Genomic DNA, 17,304 nt, shown 5'->3' with positions numbered 1-17,304 from the left:
TTGGCCTTATGGGAGTAAGTGATGAAACACACCGTCGAGGTGATGATCTCCGAGGCTGAAGTAGCCGCCCGGATCGCCAAATTGGGTGAAGAGATCACCGCCCGCTATCAGGGTTCTGACGAAGTCGTGATGATTGCGCTGCTGCGCGGTTCCTGCATCTTCCTGGCCGACCTCTGCCGCCAGTGCCAGCTGCCCATCACCCTGGACTTCATGACCGCCTCCAGCTACGGCTCCGGCATGCACAGCACCCGTGACGTCCGCATCCTCAAAGACCTGGACGACGACATCAAGGGCAAGGATGTGGTGATCGTGGAAGACATCATCGACACCGGTTACACCCTCAACAAGGTGCGCGAGATCCTCTCCCTGCGCGAGCCGAAATCCCTGGCCATCTGCACCCTGCTGGACAAACCCTCCCGCCGAGAAGTGCAGGTGCCGGTCGACTGGATTGGCTTCGCCATTCCGGACGAATTCGTGGTCGGCTGTGGCATCGACTACGCCCAGAAGTACCGCAACCTGCCGTTTATCGGCAAAGTGGTACCCCAGGAGTAAGCCAGGTTCAGGAATATCACGGGTGAAGCGGCCTTGTGCCCTTTACTCTGTGCAGGCGGCCTTGGCCGCCTTTTCTGTATCGAGCCGGATTCAACCATCACAGAGGTTGCAATGAACGCACTGGAAATCAGCGGCCTGAAAAAGACCTATCAGGGGGGCGTCGAAGCCCTTAAAGGCATCGATCTTACCGTCAGGCAGGGGGATTTCTTCGCCCTGCTAGGCCCGAACGGCGCGGGCAAATCCACCACCATCGGCGTCATCAGCTCGCTGGTGAACAAGAGCGCCGGCAAGGTGAAGGTGTTTGGCTACGACATCGACAGCGATCTCGAACAGGCCAAGGCCCAGCTCGGGCTGGTGCCGCAGGAGTTCAACTTCAGCCAGTTCGAGAAGGTGATCCAGATTGTCACCCATCAGGCCGGTTTCTACGGCGTGCCCAAGGCAGAAGCCAAAATCCGTGCCGAGAAGTACCTGCGCCAGCTCGATCTGTGGGAGAAGCGCGACATGCCTGCCCGCACCCTCTCAGGCGGCATGAAGCGCCGTCTGATGATAGCCCGCGCCCTGATGCACGAACCCAAACTGCTGATCCTCGATGAACCGACCGCCGGGGTCGATATCGAGATCCGCCGCTCCATGTGGACCTTCCTCAAGGATCTCAACGAGCAGGGCGTCACCATCATACTCACCACCCACTATCTGGAAGAGGCGGAGATGCTCTGCCGCAACATCGGCATCATCGACAAGGGTCGTCTGATCGAGAACACCAGCATGAAGAATCTGCTGGGCAAGCTGGGTCGCGAGACCTTCCTGCTCGACCTTGCGCCAGGTTCTGCCGTACCCGAGGTGCCAGAGTTCAACGGCCGCATGCCGGATGAACGCACCCTGGAAGTGGATCTCGACAAGAGCCAGTCACTCAACAGCCTGTTCGAGCAGCTGTCGAGCCAGCAGGTGCAGGTCGTGAGCATGCGCAACAAGGCCAACCGGCTGGAAGAGCTGTTCGTCAATCTGGTCGAAGAGGGGAGAAAAGCATGAATCTGGCCATCTACTACATCGCCTTCAAGAGCATTCTGGCCAAGGAGGTGAGCCGCTTCACCCGGATCTGGATCCAGACCCTGGTGCCACCGGCCATCACCATGAGCCTCTACTTCGTCATCTTCGGCAACCTGATCGGTTCGCGCATCGGTGACATGGGTGGCTTCACCTACATGGAGTTCATCGTGCCCGGCCTCATCATGATGTCGGTGATCACCAACTCCTACTCCAACGTCGCTTCCTCCTTCTTCAGCGCCAAGTTCCAGCGCAATATCGAGGAGATGCTGGTGGCGCCGGTGCCCAACTACGTCATCATCGCCGGTTACGTGGGCGGAGGCGTGGCACGCGGCCTCTGTGTCGGCCTCATCGTCACCCTGGTGTCGCTGTTCTTCGTGCCGCTGCAGATCCACCATCTGTTCAGCGTCTGCGTGACCGTGCTGCTCACCGCGATCCTCTTCTCGCTGGGTGGCCTTATCAACGCGGTGTTTGCCAAGACCTTCGACGACATCAGCATCATCCCCACCTTCGTGCTGACACCGCTCACCTATCTGGGCGGGGTGTTCTACTCCATCAGCCTGCTGCCCCCCTTCTGGCAGGGTGTCTCCCAGGTGAACCCCATCATCTACATGGTGAACGCGTTCCGTTACGGCTTCCTCGGCATCTCCGACGTGCCGCTCGGCACCGCCTACCTCATCATCATCGGCTTTATCGTGGCCCTCTACGGTATCGCCTGGTGGCTTATCTCCCGCGGCACCGGTCTGCGCCACTGATTGCCAAAACGGGCACCTCGCGGTGCCCGTTTTTTATTCCCCCTCTAGCCCCTTCAACCTGCCAGCCCCCTTCTCAATAACCTGCCTGTAATTAAGGATTTACCTGACACCTTGTGATCCACCGCAATTTTCGAATTACCCCCAAAGGTATAATTCTCGCGGTTGGATGTGCCGTCACGGATGGCTCGTCCGTCTCTTCATTTCTCTCATAAGGGCAGGATCGCCTATGTCACTTATCACCGAGTTGCCAGCCATATTCGATAGCTTTTCAGATGCCCGTCGTCAGGGCTTTCTGGCTGTAATGGCACTCAAGGAGCGACAGATCCCCCTGGTCGGTACCTACTGTACCTTTATGCCGCAGGAGGTGACGATAGCCGCCGGCGCCGTGGTGGTATCGCTCTGCTCCACCAGCGACGAGACCATCGAGGAGGCCGAGAAAGATCTGCCCCGCAACCTCTGCCCGCTCATCAAGAGCAGCTACGGTTTTGGCAAGACCGACAAGTGCCCCTACTTCTACTTCTCCGATCTGGTGGTGGGGGAAACCACCTGCGACGGCAAGAAGAAGATGTACGAGTACATGGCCGAGTTCAAACCGGTGCATGTGATGCAGTTGCCCAACCGCGCCGATGACGAAGCCTCCCGCAACCTGTGGCGCAGCGAAATCGTCCGCTTCAAGGAGTTGCTGGAGCAGCAGTTCGGCAAGCCCATCAGCGAGCAGGCATTGCGAGACGCCATCGTGCTGAAAAACCGCGAGCGCCGCGCGCTGGCCGATTTCTACCGGCTGGGCCAGCTCAATCCGCCGGCACTCAGCGGTACCGACCTGCTCAAGGTGGTCTATGGTGCCACCTTCCGCTTCGACAAGGAGCAGCTCATCAGCGAGCTGCAGGAGATGACCCGCCGCATCAAGGTCGAGTATGCCGAGGGCAAGCGGCTCGATGCCCGCCCGCGCATCCTCATCACCGGCTGCCCCATCGGCGGCGCGGCCGACAAGGTGGTGCGCCTTATCGAGGAGCACGGCGGCTGGGTGGTGGGTTACGAGAACTGCACCGGCGCCAAGGCAACCGAGCAGTGCGTCAGCGAAGAGGGCGACCCGTTCGATGCGCTGACCGACAAGTATCTGGCCATCGGCTGCTCCTGCATCTCCCCCAACCACCAGCGCATGAATCTGCTGAGCCAGATGGTGGAGGAGTATCAGGCGGACGGAGTGATCGATGTGATCCTGCAGGCTTGCCACACCTATGCGGTGGAGTCGCTCGCCATCAAGCGCCATGTGCGCGAACGCCACGGTATCCCCTACATGGCAGTCGAGACCGACTACTCCAGCGCCGACAAGGGACAACTGGCCACCCGGTTAGCCGCCTTTATCGAGATGCTGTAAGGAGGCGCCGTGTCACTCTCCATCGGGATTGACTCGGGCTCCACCGCGACCAAGGGGATCCTGTTCGACAGCCGGGATGGCGGGCGTATCGTCCGCCGTTTTCTGGTGCCGACCCCCTTTCGTCCGCTGGCTGCCATCGAGCAAGGCTGGGAGGAGCTCTCGGCCGATTTGCCAGAGCGCCCCCACCTGACCCTGACCGGCTATGGCCGGGATCTGGCGTCGTTCGCCGATCGCCGGGTTACCGAGATCTCCTGCCACGGGCTGGGGGCTCGCCTGCTCTGCCCGTCGGTACACACCGTCATCGACATCGGCGGGCAGGACAGCAAGGTGATCCAGCTCGATAGCGACGGCAACCTCACCGATTTTCTGATGAACGACAAGTGCGCCGCTGGCACCGGTCGCTTTCTCGAGGTGATCACCCGCACTCTGGGAGCTCGGGTCGAGCAGCTTGACGAACTGCTGCAAGGGGCCGAGCCCCACGACATCAGCAGCATGTGTACTGTGTTTGCCGAATCGGAGGCGATCAGCCTGCGCTCGGCGGGCATTCCGGCCGAGTCAATCCTGGCCGGCATCATCCGCTCCATGGCCCGGCGCAGTGCCAACTTTATCGGCCGCCTCGGCGCCCGACCGAGCGTGCTCTTTACCGGCGGCGTCAGCCACTGCGCCACCTTCCGCCACTATCTGGCCGAAGGGTTGGGCTGCGAAGTGGCCACCCACCCGGATGCCCAGTTTGCCGGTGCGCTGGGGGCTGCCCTGTTCGGCGCGCGCCAGCACGGGAGGCAAATCATGAATCAGGAGTTTCTCTACCTGTTCCACTCTACCCTCGGCACGGTCAGACTGCGCAAGCGGCTGGAGCAGCACGGTCAGTCGTTTCGGGTCTGCGATGTGCCGCGCCAGCTCAGCGCCGGCTGTGGCCTCGCCATTCGCCTCCACTGCCCGCCAGACGAGTGGTCACAGTGGTGCCAAAGCGGTGAAACCGCCGCCGTCTTTCGCTGCGAAGCGGACGGCGACTATCACGAGCTGGCCCGCTATCCGGCCGATAGCCCGGACATCGCGAAGCAAACGCCTGTGGTTGGCAGTCGGAGTCATGGATGATAAAGAGCTATCCCATGGCTGTTTATCTGCGCATGCTGGCCAATCTGGCTCTGGGAGGATTCTTCCTCGCCTCCGCCGGGTTCAAGCTGGTCTCCCCCGCCCTGTTCATCGAGCAGATCGCGGCCTTCGGGCTGATCTGGCCGTCACTGATCCCGCCAGTGGCCTGGGGGCTGATTGCCCTTGAGCTCTGCGCAGGGCTTGCGGTCATCGCCAACCGGCGCTGGGGACTCTGGCTGGTGATCGGGCTGCTCGCCCTGTTTATTCCGGTGTTGGGCTATGGCGTTGCCATCGGGCTCGACATCTCTTGCGGCTGTCTGGGCAGGGCTGATCTCAGCTCGTTGCCGGAGGCCATTGTGCGGGATCTGCTGCTACTGACGCTTGCGGGCGCCCTGCTGCGAACTTCCCGTCCCGTTTTTCCCGTTCCCGTTTTTCCCGTTCCCGTTTTTCCCGTACTGAAGGAGTAGTGACATGATGACATTGCGATCCCGCACCCTGCTGGCCTCGCTGATCGCCGCCAGCTTTGCCCTCGCGGGCTGTGGCGACAACCAGTTCGAGCAGGAGGTGAAGCTTGAGCAATCGGCTGTACAGCTGGCACAGGAGGCGCAGCAGGGGGGCTATCAGCTGCTGACCGTGGCCGAGCTGAAGACCCGGATGGACAAGGGCGAGGAGTTGGTGATCATCGACACCATGCCCTATGAGGACTCCTACAAGAAGGAGCACATCCCGGGCGCCAAGAACTTCGTCTTCGTGAAAGAGGCCAAGGCCGGTGATAACTGGAGCGAAATCGTCGAGGGGAGCGGCACGGCGGAGCAGTTCCAGGCGCTGCTGGGTGAAGACAAGTCCCGCCCGGTGGTGATCTACTGCGGCTTCGTCAAGTGCGGCCGCAGCCACAACGCAGCCGCCTGGGCGGTGACTCAGGGCTATCAGCAGGTCTATCGGGTGCCGGGCGGCATCTTTGCCTGGAAAGGCGCCGGTTACCCCGTCTCTGCCGAGTAACCGCGCCTGCCCACAAGGCAACACAGCCGATATGAAAGAAGCCCGCAACTGCGGGCTTCTTTCATATTACGTGGCACTCAGGGTTAGCTGGCGGCCTGCTCCTGCGGCTGCTCCGCTTGGGCCAGCTGCTGCTTGCCCAGCAACCGCTTGGTGATCATCGCCGCCATGATGGAGCCGTTGACGTTGAGAGCTGTGCGGCCCATATCCACCAGCGGCTCGATGGCGATCATCACCCCCACCAGTGCGATGGGGAAGTTGAGGGTGGAGAGCACGATCAGCGCGGCGAAGGTGCCGCCACCGCCGACGCCAGCCACCCCGATGGAGCCCAGCGCAATGACCGGCAGCAGAGTCAGCAGAAACAGGGGATCAAAGGGGTTGATGCCGAGCATGGGGGCGATCATCGCCACCATCATGGCCGGATAGATGCCGGCGCAGCCGTTCTGGCCAAGGTTGGCACCGAACGAGGCGGCAAAGTTGGCGATGCTGGAAGGCACGCCAAGACGTTGCTGGGTCTCGATACTGAGCGGGATGGAAGCCGCGCTGCTGCGGGAAATAAAGGCGAAGGTGAGCACGCCCCACACTTCCCGCAGATAGTGCAGCGGGTTCTGACCGATCAGCAGCAGGATCACCATGTGTACCGCAAACATCGCCAGAATGGCGACGTAGCAGACCAGAATAAAGCCGATCAGGCTGAGGATCTCGCTCAGGGGATAGTGAGCCACCACCCGGGCGATCAGCGCCATCACGCCATAGGGGGTGAGCGCAATCACCACCCGCACCATCTTCATCACCCACAGTTGCAAAGTGTCGATGGCCACGGCGGCACGAGCACCCGCCTCTGGATGCTCCGCCTTCAACTGCAGCAGGGCAACCCCGGCCAGCACGGTGAAGATCACCACCCCGATCACCGAGAGACCGCGGCTACCCGCCATATCGGCGGCAAAGTTGGTGGGCACCAGCGAGAGCAGCAGAGCCGGCAGGCTCTGGGAACTGTCGATGGTGCTCATGCTCTGTTGCAGCGCAGCCGTGTCGCTGCCGTGGCTCAGCAGCCCTTCGGCAGTGAGGCCACTCAGATGGGTCACCGTCATCCCCACCACACCGGCGATCATCACCAGGGTCAGCATGGAGCCGATCAGCACGGCGCTGATCCTGCCGAGGGACTGGGCCTGCTCCAGCTTGTTGATGGCGGAGAGGATGGAGGTGAACACCAGCGGCATCATCACCACCTTGAGCAGGCTGACATAGCCGCCGCCGACGATATTGATCCACTCCAGGGTCTGCTGGACGCCGGCATCATCGGCGCCCCAGCCCAGTTGCAGCGCCAGCCCGAACAGGGCGCCAAGCAGCAGACCCGCAAGCACCTTGCGCGAGAGCGGCAAACCGGTAGGCAACCGGGTGAGAGCAAAACAGAGCAGACAGAAAACAAGCGATGCAATCAGGACAAACATCATGAGTACCTGTAGCGGCCATCAGGCCAAAAGTGGATAGAAACGAAGGGAGATGCGGGCTGGGCCGCAGAACAAAACGCCAGGATGCAGGAGAGTGCAGGCGTGAAAAAGCAGCGGACGCCCGAGGGGGCGTCCGCTGGCAATCGGGGGAATTACTTCTTTACGGGGGCGTCGTACTGTTCGGGTTCGTCGCTATAGACGCAGACATTCCACTTGGCGGCCAAACCATCTTCCGCCAGGCAGTAACGCTCGAAGAACGCGGTGATCTCGGCGCGCTGGCAGTGCGCCTCGAAAGCCGCCATATCTTGCCAAATCTCGTTGAACACGATGGGGAAGCTCTCCCCCTCGGCAAACGGGCTCGCGATGTGGCGGGTCACCCGATATTGCAGGCAGCCATCCTCACGCAGGGTGTTGGGCTCGAGCGCCTGCAGCACCTGAAACAGGGCCTGCTCCTGACCGGGTTTGGGCAGGAATTGGGCAATGCAGTAAACCTTCTTGGACATGGGGTCCTCCTGGTTGTGGCGGGCTCAGGCTTGCTGCAGCGTGACCACTTGATTGTCGATAAGGCGGGCCTTGCCAAGATAAGCGGCCATCAGGATCACCAGCTGCGCGCTCTCGTCAGTGGCGGATTCGAGGGTGGCGGCATCGACGATGTCGATGGCATCGGTACGAAAACCGGCGTTGTCGAGGCGTTGGCTGGCCTGCGCCACCAAGGAGGGCAGGTGGTGGTCACCCGCTTCAATCTGCTCGGCGATCCAGTTCATGGTGCGCGCCAGCTCGGGGGCAATGGCCCGCTCGGCGGCAGTCAGGTAGCCGTTGCGGGAAGAGAGTGCCAGCCCGTCTTCGGCCCGCACGGTGGGCACGCCGACGATCTCGATGGGCATCGCCATGTCGGCCACCATCTTTCGAATAAGCGCCAACTGCTGGTAATCCTTCTGGCCAAAGCAGGCCACATCCGGCTGTACCAGATTGAACAGCTTGGTGACGACGGTACTGACACCACGGAAGTGACCCGGGCGCAGCGCCCCCTCCAGCAGATTGGAGAGACCCGGCACCTCGACGAAGGTCTGGCTGGCTAGCCCCTGCGGATACATGATCTCCGGGGTCGGGGTGAACACCATATCGACCCCGGCCGCTTCCAGCGCGGCGCAATCCTGCTCCAGAGTGCGCGGATAGTTGGCAAGATCCTCGGCCTTGTCGAACTGCATCGGGTTGACGAAGATGCTTACCACCACCTTCTCGGCGTGGCTGTGTGCCTCTTTCACCAGTGTCAGGTGGCCCTGATGCAGATTGCCCATGGTGGGCACGAATGCGATGGCACGCCCTTCACGGCGCCATTGGCTGATCTGCTCACGCAGAACGACGGGATTATTTACGACCAACATCAGCAGTTCACCTTCCGATAAATCAAAAAGAGAGACGGGTTGCATCCACAGATAGCGCTCGGGCGGGATGGGGCACGAACATGGCTATCAGCAGTTCACCTTTAGATGAATCAATAAGATACGGATTAGCTATACGGATTAACTGTGCGAGGCTGACAAGCAGAGACGGGGGCCGCAGCCCCCATCATGCAACCGCCAGGATCAGTTGAAGCAGTGCTCCGGGCCGGGGAAGCTCCCCTCGCTCACCTGCTGGACATAGAGGCGGATGGCGGCACGTACATCGCCGGTCTCGGCCAGGAAGTTCTTGCTGAACTTGGGCACATAACCGGAGGTGACGCCAAAAGCATCGTGCATCACCAAAATCTGACCATCGGTCGCGGGGCCGGCACCAATGCCGATCACCGGGATGCGAAGCGCCTTGGTGATGCGCTCGGCCAGCGCAGTGGGCACACACTCGAGCACCAGCAGCTGGATACCGGCCGCTTGCAGTTCGAGGGCCTGACGGTAAATTTCCTGGGCCTGAAACTCATCGCGCCCCTGCACCTTGAAGCCACCAAAGACATGAACGGATTGCGGAGTAAGGCCGAGGTGACCGCACACCGGCACCCCGTTGCGGGTAAGGTGGCGGATGGAGTCACAGAGCCAGTCGCCCCCTTCCATCTTCACCATGCGGGCACCGGCCGCCATCAGGCGGGCTGCGTTCTGGTAAGTCTGCTCGGGAGTGGCGTAGCTCATGAACGGCATGTCGGCGACCACCAGTGCCTTGCTGGCACCACGTGCCACACAGCGGGTGTGATAGACCATCTCATCCATGTTGACCGCCAGGGTATCCTGACCCCCTTGCAGCACCATGCCCAGTGAATCGCCGATAAGCAGCACGTGGGCCCCCTCGTCGTCGAACAGCTTGGCAAAGGTGGCATCATAGGCGGTGATGGCGGTGAACTTTTGACCTTCCTGCTTCATCTTCAGCAGGCTGGCGGTGGTGATCTTGCTCATAGAGGCTCCTGTACGTCTGCACGCGGGGCAATGATGGCCAAATCATTGTGCGGGCAGCGGGCAACCAGTCGGGCGAGCGGGGTGCCGCAGGGCAGCACCAGAGCAGGCGCAATTTCGGCAAGGGGCAGCAGCACGAACTCCCGCTCCTTCATGCCGTAGTGGGGTACGATCAGACGCTCATGGTTGATCACCTGATCCCCATAGAGCAGCAGATCGAGATCCAGAGTTCTCGGCCCCCACCGCTCATCTTTGCGCACACGTCCCTGTTCCAGCTCGATTTTTTGTAATTGATCCAGCAGCGCAAGGGGCGCGAGCCGGGTATTGAGCCGGGCCACGGCATTGACGTAGTCCGGCTGGTCAGCAGGCCCCATGGGGCGGCTGCTGTAAAACGACGAGGCCTCCACCAGCACAGATTCCGGCAACCTTGCCAAGGCGGCAACGGCGCGACGAGCCTGACCCAGCGGGTCAGACAGGTTGGAACCAATGGCGATGAAGACCTCGGTCATCACGTCTGTTGTCACTCGGCCACTTTCGGTTTGCGGCGACGGGGGCGACGACGGTTGCGGCTGTTGCTGCTGCGCTTCTCGCCATCGTGGCTACGGGCCTCACCGCGCTCACCGCTGGCCGGGCGACGGGTCGCTTCACGCTGCAGTTGCGGGCGCACATCCGGATTGGAGGCGACATAGCGCTCCCACCAGCTGGCCAACTCGCCGAGACCGCGCTCGACCCGGTTGCGCAGCAACAGGAAGTCGAACGCCGCACGGAACTTGGGATGCTCCATGGCGCGCTCGGGGTGCTTGCCCTGACGACGGGTCAGACGCTGTTGCAGTGCCCAGATGTCGCGGACATCTGTGGTGAAACGGCGGGGAACGGCGATGATCCGCACCTGATTGTCCAGCACCTCGTTGATCGCCAGCATGAAGGCGTCATACCAGGGCAGGCCGCTCTCGTTCTCCAGTACCCGACCACGGGCCTCGACGCAGCCCCACAGCAGGGTGGCGTAGAGGAAGGCGGGGGTGACGCGCTTATCTTCACGAACGCGGGTGTCGGTATCGATCAGCGCCTGCTCGATAAACTGCTCGTAGGGCGAGTTGCCGTGCGGGGTAAACAGCGCAGCCACTTGCGGGAAGAGCTGCTGGAACAGACCATACTCGCGCAGCAGCTTGTAGGTCGCCAGACCATCGCCAGCCAGGAACAGCTTGAGGGTCTCCTCAAACAGGCGGGCAGCCGGGATGTCTTGCAGCAGTGGCGCCAGCTCCTTGATGGGGGCAGCGGTACGCGGACTGATGGTCATATCCAGTTTGGCGGCAAAGCGCACGGCGCGCAGCATACGCACCGGATCTTCACGATAACGGGTCTCGGGATCGCCGATCAGCTCAAGCTTGCGCTCGGCCAGATCTTCCAGACCCCCTTCGAAATCGTGCAGGGTGAAATCTTTGGCGCTGTAGTAGAGGGCGTTGACGGTAAAGTCGCGGCGCTCGGCATCCTCTTCGATGGTGCCGTAGACGTTGTCGCGCAGCAGCATGCCTTCATCAGACTGGGCCGACACATGTTTGCTGGTATTGACCTGATGGTGGTGACCCCGGAAGGTGGCCACTTCGATCACGTCACGACCAAAGACAATGTGGGCCAGGCGGAAACGACGGCCAATCAGGCGGCAGTTGCTGAACAGCGCCTTGATCTGCTCCGGCGTCGCATCGGTTGCGATGTCGAAATCCTTGGGCGTCTTCCCGAGCAGCAGATCCCGGACTCCGCCGCCGACCAGGTAGGCCTCATAGCCCCCTTTGTTCAGGCGATAGAGCACCTTGAGTGCATTCTCGCTGATCTCTTTGCGCGAAATAGGGTGCTGATCACGGCTTAAGGTACGACGTTGACCGGCGACACGGGCTGGAATGGGGGATTCCACCGACTGCTCGCCGTCTTCCTTGCCGAGCACCTTGCGGCAAAAGTTTGCGATCTGGGAAAAAATGGTACACCTCTTCATGACTTCTAAATTGACGGGAGGCCAAAAAATAGCGGCCTATCATAGCTCACGCCTAACCAAATGAAAAACCGTGCTGACAATTGATCCCGCATGAAACCGTCTGCCAGCGAAAATAGCTGTCTATCAGCGCCCAGCTCACGCCTTATTACACGAAAACCGGCCCTCTTTACTCAAGGTCCAGCGGGATTTTCTCGCTGGCGGGCACCCGTTCTAGCCGCCAGTTGGCGATGCCCCACTCGATGATCTCGTCGATCCGGCTCGTCATCAGCTCGGGCGGCGGGCACTGGCCGAGGAAGTGCAGCGCCTGCCACAGTGCCGGGCGCACCTCATCAAGCGCCAGCGCAGGCGCATGGTTCTGCTTGGAGAGCTTGTTGCCATCTGCCAGCACCGCCAGCGGCAGGTGCACCCAGTCGGGCACCGGCGCCCCCAGGGTCTGATAAAGGGCAATCTGGCGCACCGTGGGCTCCAGCAGATCGGCGCCGCGCACTATCTCGGTGATACCGCTGTCCATATCATCCACCACCACCGCCAGGTTGTAGGCGTAGAGCCCGTCGCGGCGACGGATAATGAAATCCTCCTCGGCGAGCGCCACCGGTACCGCGATATGGCCCTGCAAACGATCGTCGAAGTGGTAGACCGGATGGTGCTGGCGCAGCCGGGCGGCGCAACCTTCGGCCGCAAGCCCGAGGGTGCGGCAGTGGCCGCTGTAGAGACCGCCCGCGGCCATGATTTCGCGCCGGGTGCAACGGCACCAGTAGAGGTCTCCCGCCCGATAGAGCTGGTCGATGATCTCGTCATAACGACTATGGCGCGCGCTCTGGAACATCACCTCCCCATCCCACTCGAGGCCATATGCCTCAAGGGTTTTGAGGATCAGGTGCGCTGCCCCCGCCATCTCCCGCGGCGGATCGATATCTTCGATGCGTACCAGCCAACGTCCCTGCTGCGCTCTGGCCTGCAAAAAGCTGCCGAGGGCGGCGATCAGCGAACCGAAATGAAGCGGGCCTGAGGGTGAGGGAGCAAAGCGGCCGACATAGGGACGTGCAAGGGGTGAGGACGGGGGATTCACTGGCATGACTGTTCGGGTAAGCGATTCATTGAGGCTGCATTCTGGGGCGCGACTGCCAAAAGCTCAATAAAAAAGGGAGCCCGCGAGCTCCCTTTTTCATATACCAGAGGGTCGGGATCAACCGGCCATCTGTTTTTCCTTGATCTCGGCCAGCGTCTTGCAATCGACACAGAGGTCGGCAGTCGGACGGGCTTCCAGACGACGGATACCGATCTCGATACCGCAATGTTCGCAGTAACCGAAATCATCGTCTTCAAGCAGCTGCAAGGTCTTCTCGATCTTCTTGATCAGCTTGCGTTCACGGTCGCGGGTACGCAGTTCAAGAGCGAACTCTTCTTCTTGCGCGGCACGATCCACGGGATCCGGGAAGTTGGCAGCCTCGTCTTTCATATGGTCGACGGTACGATCAACTTCCTGCATCAGTTGGTTGCGCCAGGCACCCAGGATCTTGCGAAAATGCGCCTTTTGTTGGTCATTCATGTACTCCTCACCCGGCTTTTCCTGGTAAGGCGCGACACCCGCAATGGCCAGGGGGCCCAGAGATTTCCTGTTTTCGCCTGTTGGCATGCCCTGTCTCCTAATTCAGCACGCTACCCGTGCCATCCATAAATTGAGGGCGACATCTATAGCAGAAGGGTAACAGGTAAGCAAACGAGCCGTACCAATAATGTTACCCACTCCAATATTTATGCACTCCCCTCGGGTAACAGGTGACCAGATTCAAACGGGATAAACCCTTGAGCCACCATGCCTTGCACCCCAACATGGGGCCGATAGCATAAAATTTCAACCCCCGCCGCGATTGCCTGCTCAATTAGCAGACTATAGTGCGGATCTATATGGGTTGCAGGGCGCATCCGGCTTATTCCGGAGTGCAGCACCATAAAGAGCAGCACGGCCCTGTGACCTGCCGCTTTCATGGCCATCAATTCACGCAAATGCTTGGCGCCACGGGCAGTGACCGCATCAGGGAAGTAGCCCATGCCAGCCTCCTCTCGCTCATCGAGCAGGGTGACCGATTTTACCTCGATGTAACAATTGCCCTTCTCGTCATCTTCCAGCAACAGATCGATGCGACTGTTCTCTTCGCCATACTTCACCTCGGTGCGCAACCGGCTGTAACCCGCCAGCGGAGCGATAGCCTCCTGCTCGATCAACTCCCGGGCGATCTGGTTGGCGCGCGCCGTGTTGACGCAGATAAAGTGGCCCGCCGGGCTCTCGGCGATCTCCCAGCTGTTGGGCAGCTTGCGCTTGGGGTTATCGGAGGTGGAGTACCAGACCCGGGTGCCTGGATCGGCACAACCGGTCATGGCACCGGTGTTGGCGCAGTGGATGGTAATGACCTCGCCGTTATCGAGTTGCACATCGGTCAGAAAGCGCTTGTAGCGGGCCACCAGCTGGCCCGATTGCAGGGGGGGATCAAAGATCACGGGTTAGCCCTCCGCGCATCTTCTTTTACCCGGGCGCGCAGCGGCCAGCAGGCAAGCGGCTCGTAGCGCACCCCGTCCGGAGTCGAGATGGATTGATAGAGGCAGAACTCATCGGCCTGCAGCAGAAAATTTGGGGCAGGCAGGATGGCAGGGGCCTCGACCGCCTTGCGCGACAGGGTGACATGGGGGCGATAACCCTGCTCGCCATTGCCAAGGCGCAGCTTCTCACCGTGGCGGCGCAGCGCCTTTGCCAGCACGGTCAGCTCGTTGGGCCACTCCTTCGGGCCAATCCAGGCAGCCTTGGCTCGGCTGAACCAGCCGGTCTCATCCAGCCTGATGGAGAGCGGCGGACAGTGCTGGCGCTCTACGGCGGCGATCAGGCGGCGGGTGGTCAACTCGTCTGCCTCACCCAGAAAGGCGAGGGTCAGGTGGAGGTTGGCTTGCGGCACCGGCTGACCGGGCCAGGGCTGCTGATCGCGCCAGGCGATGAGCTCGGGGGCGAGCTCCTTGACGGGCAGGGCAAAGAAGAGTTTGGCCATGTGGTGATAATGCCTTTTTCACGCTCATTGGATGGGCCCATTCTATGGCAGCCATCCGGCCATGTCTCGCCACCCTCCCGCCCGAGTGGCCATCTGCGCACATCCACTCACGGTGGCGCGGGTGGCTGTGGCAGAATAGGCGCCGTTTTACCGGTTGCCACAGAAGGTGCTCATCGCTTTGTCCCAGCTCCCCATCGTTTCGGTATTACCCGAACTCTTTGCCGCCCTCGACAGCCACACCAGCGTGATCCTGCAGGCGCCACCCGGCGCGGGCAAATCGACTCTGCTGCCGCTGGAGCTGGTGCGTCAGAACCGGCTGCCCGGCCGCATCATCATGCTGGAACCAAGGCGCCTGGCTGCGCGCAATATCGCCACTTTTCTGGCCCGTCAGCTGGGGGAGAAGGTGGGCGAGCGCATCGGCCTGCGAGTGCGTGGCGAGAGCCGCACCAGCTCAGCGACCCGGCTAGAGATCGTCACCGAAGGCGTGCTGACCCGGATGTTGCAGCAAGACCCTGAGCTGAATGGCGTCTCGCTGGTCATCTTCGATGAGTTCCACGAACGCAGCCTGCACGCCGATACCGCGCTGGCCTTCGCTATCGAGAGCCAGCAGGGATTGCGCGATGATCTCAAGCTCCTGGTGATGTCCGCGACCCTGGATGGCATGGCACTCGAGACCTTGCTGCCGGATGCCCCTGTGGTTCGCTCCGAAGGGCGCGGCTTTCCCATCGACTACCACTACCGCCCCGCCAACCGCCAGCAGTGGCTGGAGCCGCAGGTCGGCGCCGTGGTACTCGAAGCGCTGGCCGATCAAGATGGCAGCCTGCTGGTCTTTCTGCCGGGACAGGGGGAGATCGAGCGGCTGGCACAATGGTTGGCAGACAGACTGCCGGACGAGGTGATCCTCGCCCCCCTCTACGGCCGTCTCGACATGGCGGCCCAGCAGGCAGCCATCGAACCGGCGCCTGCCGGCCGCCGTAAGCTGGTGCTCACCACCAATGTGGCGGAGACCTCCCTCACCATCGAAGGGGTCTCTGTCGTTATCGACAGCGGGCTGGAACGACGGGCCTCCTATGATCTGAAAAGCGGTGTCACCCGACTGGAGACCCGCCAGATAGCCAAATCCTCCGCCACCCAGCGGGCAGGCCGTGCTGGCCGTCTCGGCCCCGGCGTCTGCTACCGGCTCTGGAGCAGCGAGGTGCAGGAGCGGCTCGCCGAGCAGAGCCCGCCAGATATTCTCACTCAGGAGCTGACCGGCCTGCTGATAGATGCCGCCCAGTGGGGCGCCAAGGTAGAAGATCTGCCGCTTCTCGATATGCCTCCCGCCGCCGCGGTGGCCAGCGCCCAGAGGTTGCTGGTGGCCCTTGGCGCCATGAAGCCGGAGGGTGAGCAACAACTCACTCCCGCTGGCCGCGCCATGGCCGCCTTCGGTACTCACCCTCGCCTCGCTCGCATGCTGCTGCGCGCCCGCGAGCTGGAGTCAGAGGGTCTGACAGGGATTGTCGCCGATGCCGCTTATCTGGTGGCGTTGCAGGAAGAAGATCTGCGAGGATCGGAGCGCCTCTCGGTGCTGTTCCACCGCCGTCAAAACGCCCTGCGCCAAAACGCTGCCCGCTGGTTTGAACGGCTTGGCGCCCGCCCTGCCAATGCACAGGGTCAGTGGCTGGGGCTACTCTGTGCCCTCGCCTGGCCGGATCGCATCGGCAAACTGCGCAGCGGCAGTCGCTATCAACTCAGTGGTGGGGTGAGCTGCGATCTGGTAGAAGGTCATCCCTGTCAGGGACAAGCCGCCCTTATCGCTATCGAGATGGGGCAGAACGATCGCGGCAGCCGCATCTTTATCGCCGAACCGGTCGATCTTGACGAGCTGGTACGCCTGCTGCCGGAACTGGTAAGCGAACGGCAGTGGTTCGACTGGGATGAACGGGAAGAGCGGGTGCGCGCCGAACGCCAGCAGGTGATCGGCGAGCTGGTGCTGAACCAGCGACCGCTGACCGAACTCTCTGACGAGCAGAAAGGGCGCTGCCTGCTGCAAGGCATTCGCCGCAAGGGGCTGCATGTGCTGCCGTGGGACGAGAGCAGCGAAGGGCTGCTGGCCCGTCTGCGCTGCGCCCGAGACTGGCTGCCCGATGAGGGGTGGCCCGCGATGGATGAGGAAAATTTGCTGGCAACGCTGGAACAGTGGCTGCTGCCAGCGGTGAGCGGTATGACCCGGCTGGAGCAGCTGAAGAGGCTCAATATGAGCGACATCCTGCGCCAATCCCTGCCCTGGCCATTGCCCAAACGGCTGGACGAGGCACTGCCGAGCCACTTTGCGGCACCGACCGGCAGCCGGGTGCGGATCCGCTATCAGCCGGGGCAGGCACCGGTGATCCCGGTGCGCATTCAGGAGATGTTCGGGCAAGGTTCGACCCCCTGCGTGGCCGATGGCCGGGTACCGCTGGTGGTGGAGCTGCTCTCCCCCGCCCAGCGACCGCTGCAGATCACTGCTGATCTGGCCGCTTTCTGGGCTGGATCCTACGAACAGGTGAAGAAAGAGATGAAGGGACGCTATCCCCGCCACTACTGGCCGGATAATCCGCTGGAGGCGATGCCGACCAAAGTCACCAAAAAGAAGATGGGCATCTAGGTTCGAT

Annotated in this window: 18 protein-coding genes and 1 pseudogene; 9 read left to right on the top strand and 10 right to left on the bottom strand. The window is 61.7% G+C overall.

Annotated features, from left to right (window positions below):
• Positions 1–21 precede the first annotated feature (21 nt).
• The 8 genes and pseudogenes from hpt (at position 22) to ACB035_RS13560 (ending at position 5,820) form a co-directional block, all read left to right on the top strand.
• On the top strand, positions 22–552 hold the full coding sequence (gene hpt / locus ACB035_RS13595) for a hypoxanthine phosphoribosyltransferase (RefSeq protein WP_005335618.1): 531 nt from the start codon (positions 22–24) through the stop codon (positions 550–552).
• 111 nt (positions 553–663) lie between these two features.
• Positions 664–1,581 carry an ABC transporter ATP-binding protein gene (locus tag ACB035_RS13590; RefSeq protein ID WP_005335620.1) on the top strand — a complete coding sequence of 306 codons (918 nt, stop codon included), beginning with the start codon at positions 664–666 and terminating at the stop codon, positions 1,579–1,581.
• Positions 1,578–2,351, top strand: coding sequence for an ABC transporter permease (locus ACB035_RS13585; protein WP_005362866.1), 774 nt, complete (start codon positions 1,578–1,580; stop codon positions 2,349–2,351). The genes ACB035_RS13590 and ACB035_RS13585 overlap by 4 nt, the downstream gene beginning before the upstream one ends.
• A 226-nt stretch (positions 2,352–2,577) precedes the next feature.
• Positions 2,578–3,729, top strand: a complete 1,152-nt coding sequence (locus ACB035_RS13580) for a double-cubane-cluster-containing anaerobic reductase (RefSeq protein ID WP_371167457.1) — start codon at positions 2,578–2,580, stop codon at positions 3,727–3,729.
• 9 nt (positions 3,730–3,738) lie between these two features.
• A pseudogene (locus tag ACB035_RS13575) lies at positions 3,739–4,519 on the top strand (acyl-CoA dehydratase activase).
• The gene (locus ACB035_RS13570) at positions 4,516–4,824 is read left to right on the top strand and encodes a DUF3343 domain-containing protein (RefSeq protein ID WP_371167456.1); all 309 of its coding nucleotides are present in this window, start codon (positions 4,516–4,518) and stop codon (positions 4,822–4,824) included. Before ACB035_RS13575 ends, ACB035_RS13570 begins: the two are co-directional and overlap by 4 nt.
• 14 nt (positions 4,825–4,838) lie before the next feature.
• Entirely contained in the window at positions 4,839–5,288 is a 450-nt protein-coding gene (locus ACB035_RS13565; protein ID WP_371167455.1) for a MauE/DoxX family redox-associated membrane protein, read from the top strand.
• A gap of 4 nt (positions 5,289–5,292) precedes the next feature.
• Entirely contained in the window at positions 5,293–5,820 is a 528-nt protein-coding gene (locus tag ACB035_RS13560) for a rhodanese-like domain-containing protein (RefSeq protein ID WP_058056622.1), read from the top strand.
• 83 nt (positions 5,821–5,903) lie between these two features.
• Here ACB035_RS13560 and ACB035_RS13555 read toward each other — a convergent pair whose 3' ends face one another.
• The 10 genes from ACB035_RS13555 to thpR all read right to left on the bottom strand — a co-directional run bounded on the left by ACB035_RS13555 (position 5,904) and on the right by thpR (position 14,671).
• The gene (locus ACB035_RS13555) at positions 5,904–7,271 is read right to left on the bottom strand and encodes a cation:dicarboxylate symporter family transporter (RefSeq protein WP_371167454.1); all 1,368 of its coding nucleotides are present in this window, start codon (positions 7,269–7,271) and stop codon (positions 5,904–5,906) included.
• Between the two features lie 149 nt (positions 7,272–7,420).
• Complete coding sequence (locus ACB035_RS13550; protein ID WP_047437807.1) at positions 7,421–7,771, bottom strand: putative quinol monooxygenase; 351 nt, start codon at positions 7,769–7,771, stop codon at positions 7,421–7,423.
• 24 nt (positions 7,772–7,795) lie between these two features.
• Positions 7,796–8,653 (bottom strand): pantoate--beta-alanine ligase, encoded by an 858-nt coding sequence (gene panC, locus ACB035_RS13545; RefSeq protein ID WP_005335639.1) that lies wholly within the window; start codon positions 8,651–8,653, stop codon positions 7,796–7,798.
• Positions 8,654–8,854: 201 nt separating this feature from the next.
• Entirely contained in the window at positions 8,855–9,649 is a 795-nt protein-coding gene (gene panB, locus ACB035_RS13540; protein ID WP_201990115.1) for a 3-methyl-2-oxobutanoate hydroxymethyltransferase, read from the bottom strand.
• Positions 9,646–10,155: a 2-amino-4-hydroxy-6-hydroxymethyldihydropteridine diphosphokinase gene (gene folK / locus ACB035_RS13535; RefSeq protein ID WP_005354659.1), complete on the bottom strand. Its 510-nt coding sequence runs from the start codon at positions 10,153–10,155 to the stop codon at positions 9,646–9,648. The genes panB and folK overlap by 4 nt, the downstream gene beginning before the upstream one ends.
• Before the next feature lie 11 nt (positions 10,156–10,166).
• Positions 10,167–11,633 carry a polynucleotide adenylyltransferase PcnB gene (gene pcnB / locus ACB035_RS13530; RefSeq protein ID WP_005335642.1) on the bottom strand — a complete coding sequence of 489 codons (1,467 nt, stop codon included), beginning with the start codon at positions 11,631–11,633 and terminating at the stop codon, positions 10,167–10,169.
• A gap of 166 nt (positions 11,634–11,799) precedes the next feature.
• A complete protein-coding gene (gluQRS, locus tag ACB035_RS13525; protein WP_371167453.1) occupies positions 11,800–12,708 on the bottom strand; it encodes a tRNA glutamyl-Q(34) synthetase GluQRS in 909 nt (302 codons plus the stop codon).
• Positions 12,709–12,819: 111 nt separating this feature from the next.
• Positions 12,820–13,269: an RNA polymerase-binding protein DksA gene (gene dksA / locus ACB035_RS13520; RefSeq protein WP_005335644.1), complete on the bottom strand. Its 450-nt coding sequence runs from the start codon at positions 13,267–13,269 to the stop codon at positions 12,820–12,822.
• Positions 13,270–13,388: 119 nt separating this feature from the next.
• Positions 13,389–14,132 (bottom strand): DNA/RNA nuclease SfsA, encoded by a 744-nt coding sequence (sfsA, locus tag ACB035_RS13515; protein WP_019444756.1) that lies wholly within the window; start codon positions 14,130–14,132, stop codon positions 13,389–13,391.
• Positions 14,129–14,671, bottom strand: coding sequence for an RNA 2',3'-cyclic phosphodiesterase (gene thpR / locus ACB035_RS13510; protein ID WP_236373814.1), 543 nt, complete (start codon positions 14,669–14,671; stop codon positions 14,129–14,131). Before thpR ends, sfsA begins: the two co-directional genes overlap by 4 nt.
• 178 nt (positions 14,672–14,849) lie before the next feature.
• On the opposite strand from thpR, the gene hrpB reads away from it, so the two are divergent.
• Positions 14,850–17,297, top strand: coding sequence for an ATP-dependent helicase HrpB (gene hrpB, locus ACB035_RS13505; protein WP_371167452.1), 2,448 nt, complete (start codon positions 14,850–14,852; stop codon positions 17,295–17,297).
• Positions 17,298–17,304: the final 7 nt, after the last annotated feature.

The organism is Aeromonas sp. S12(2024), from assembly GCF_041402305.1.
GTDB lineage: Bacteria > Pseudomonadota > Gammaproteobacteria > Enterobacterales > Aeromonadaceae > Aeromonas > Aeromonas veronii.
The sequence above is the reverse complement of the archived record's forward strand: the minus strand, read 5'-3'. Positions and strand labels throughout refer to the sequence as shown.

Excerpts from the sequence above, each read along its gene's own strand:
- folK (WP_005354659.1), bottom strand. The coding sequence starts at position 10,155 with ATGACCGAGGTCTTCATCGCCATTGGTTCCAACCTGTCTGACCCGCTG.
- pcnB (WP_005335642.1), bottom strand. The coding sequence starts at position 11,633 with ATGAAGAGGTGTACCATTTTTTCCCAGATCGCAAACTTTTGCCGCAAG.
- ACB035_RS13550 (WP_047437807.1), bottom strand. The coding sequence starts at position 7,771 with ATGTCCAAGAAGGTTTACTGCATTGCCCAATTCCTGCCCAAACCCGGT.
- dksA (WP_005335644.1), bottom strand. The coding sequence starts at position 13,269 with ATGCCAACAGGCGAAAACAGGAAATCTCTGGGCCCCCTGGCCATTGCG.
- ACB035_RS13580 (WP_371167457.1), top strand. The coding sequence starts at position 2,578 with ATGTCACTTATCACCGAGTTGCCAGCCATATTCGATAGCTTTTCAGAT.
- thpR (WP_236373814.1), bottom strand. The coding sequence starts at position 14,671 with ATGGCCAAACTCTTCTTTGCCCTGCCCGTCAAGGAGCTCGCCCCCGAG.
- panB (WP_201990115.1), bottom strand. The coding sequence starts at position 9,649 with ATGAGCAAGATCACCACCGCCAGCCTGCTGAAGATGAAGCAGGAAGGT.
- hpt (WP_005335618.1), top strand. The coding sequence starts at position 22 with ATGAAACACACCGTCGAGGTGATGATCTCCGAGGCTGAAGTAGCCGCC.
- ACB035_RS13560 (WP_058056622.1), top strand. The coding sequence starts at position 5,293 with ATGATGACATTGCGATCCCGCACCCTGCTGGCCTCGCTGATCGCCGCC.
- ACB035_RS13565 (WP_371167455.1), top strand. The coding sequence starts at position 4,839 with ATGGCTGTTTATCTGCGCATGCTGGCCAATCTGGCTCTGGGAGGATTC.
- gluQRS (WP_371167453.1), bottom strand. The coding sequence starts at position 12,708 with ATGCCAGTGAATCCCCCGTCCTCACCCCTTGCACGTCCCTATGTCGGC.
- panC (WP_005335639.1), bottom strand. The coding sequence starts at position 8,653 with ATGTTGGTCGTAAATAATCCCGTCGTTCTGCGTGAGCAGATCAGCCAA.
- ACB035_RS13585 (WP_005362866.1), top strand. The coding sequence starts at position 1,578 with ATGAATCTGGCCATCTACTACATCGCCTTCAAGAGCATTCTGGCCAAG.
- ACB035_RS13570 (WP_371167456.1), top strand. The coding sequence starts at position 4,516 with ATGAATCAGGAGTTTCTCTACCTGTTCCACTCTACCCTCGGCACGGTC.
- ACB035_RS13590 (WP_005335620.1), top strand. The coding sequence starts at position 664 with ATGAACGCACTGGAAATCAGCGGCCTGAAAAAGACCTATCAGGGGGGC.
- ACB035_RS13555 (WP_371167454.1), bottom strand. The coding sequence starts at position 7,271 with ATGATGTTTGTCCTGATTGCATCGCTTGTTTTCTGTCTGCTCTGTTTT.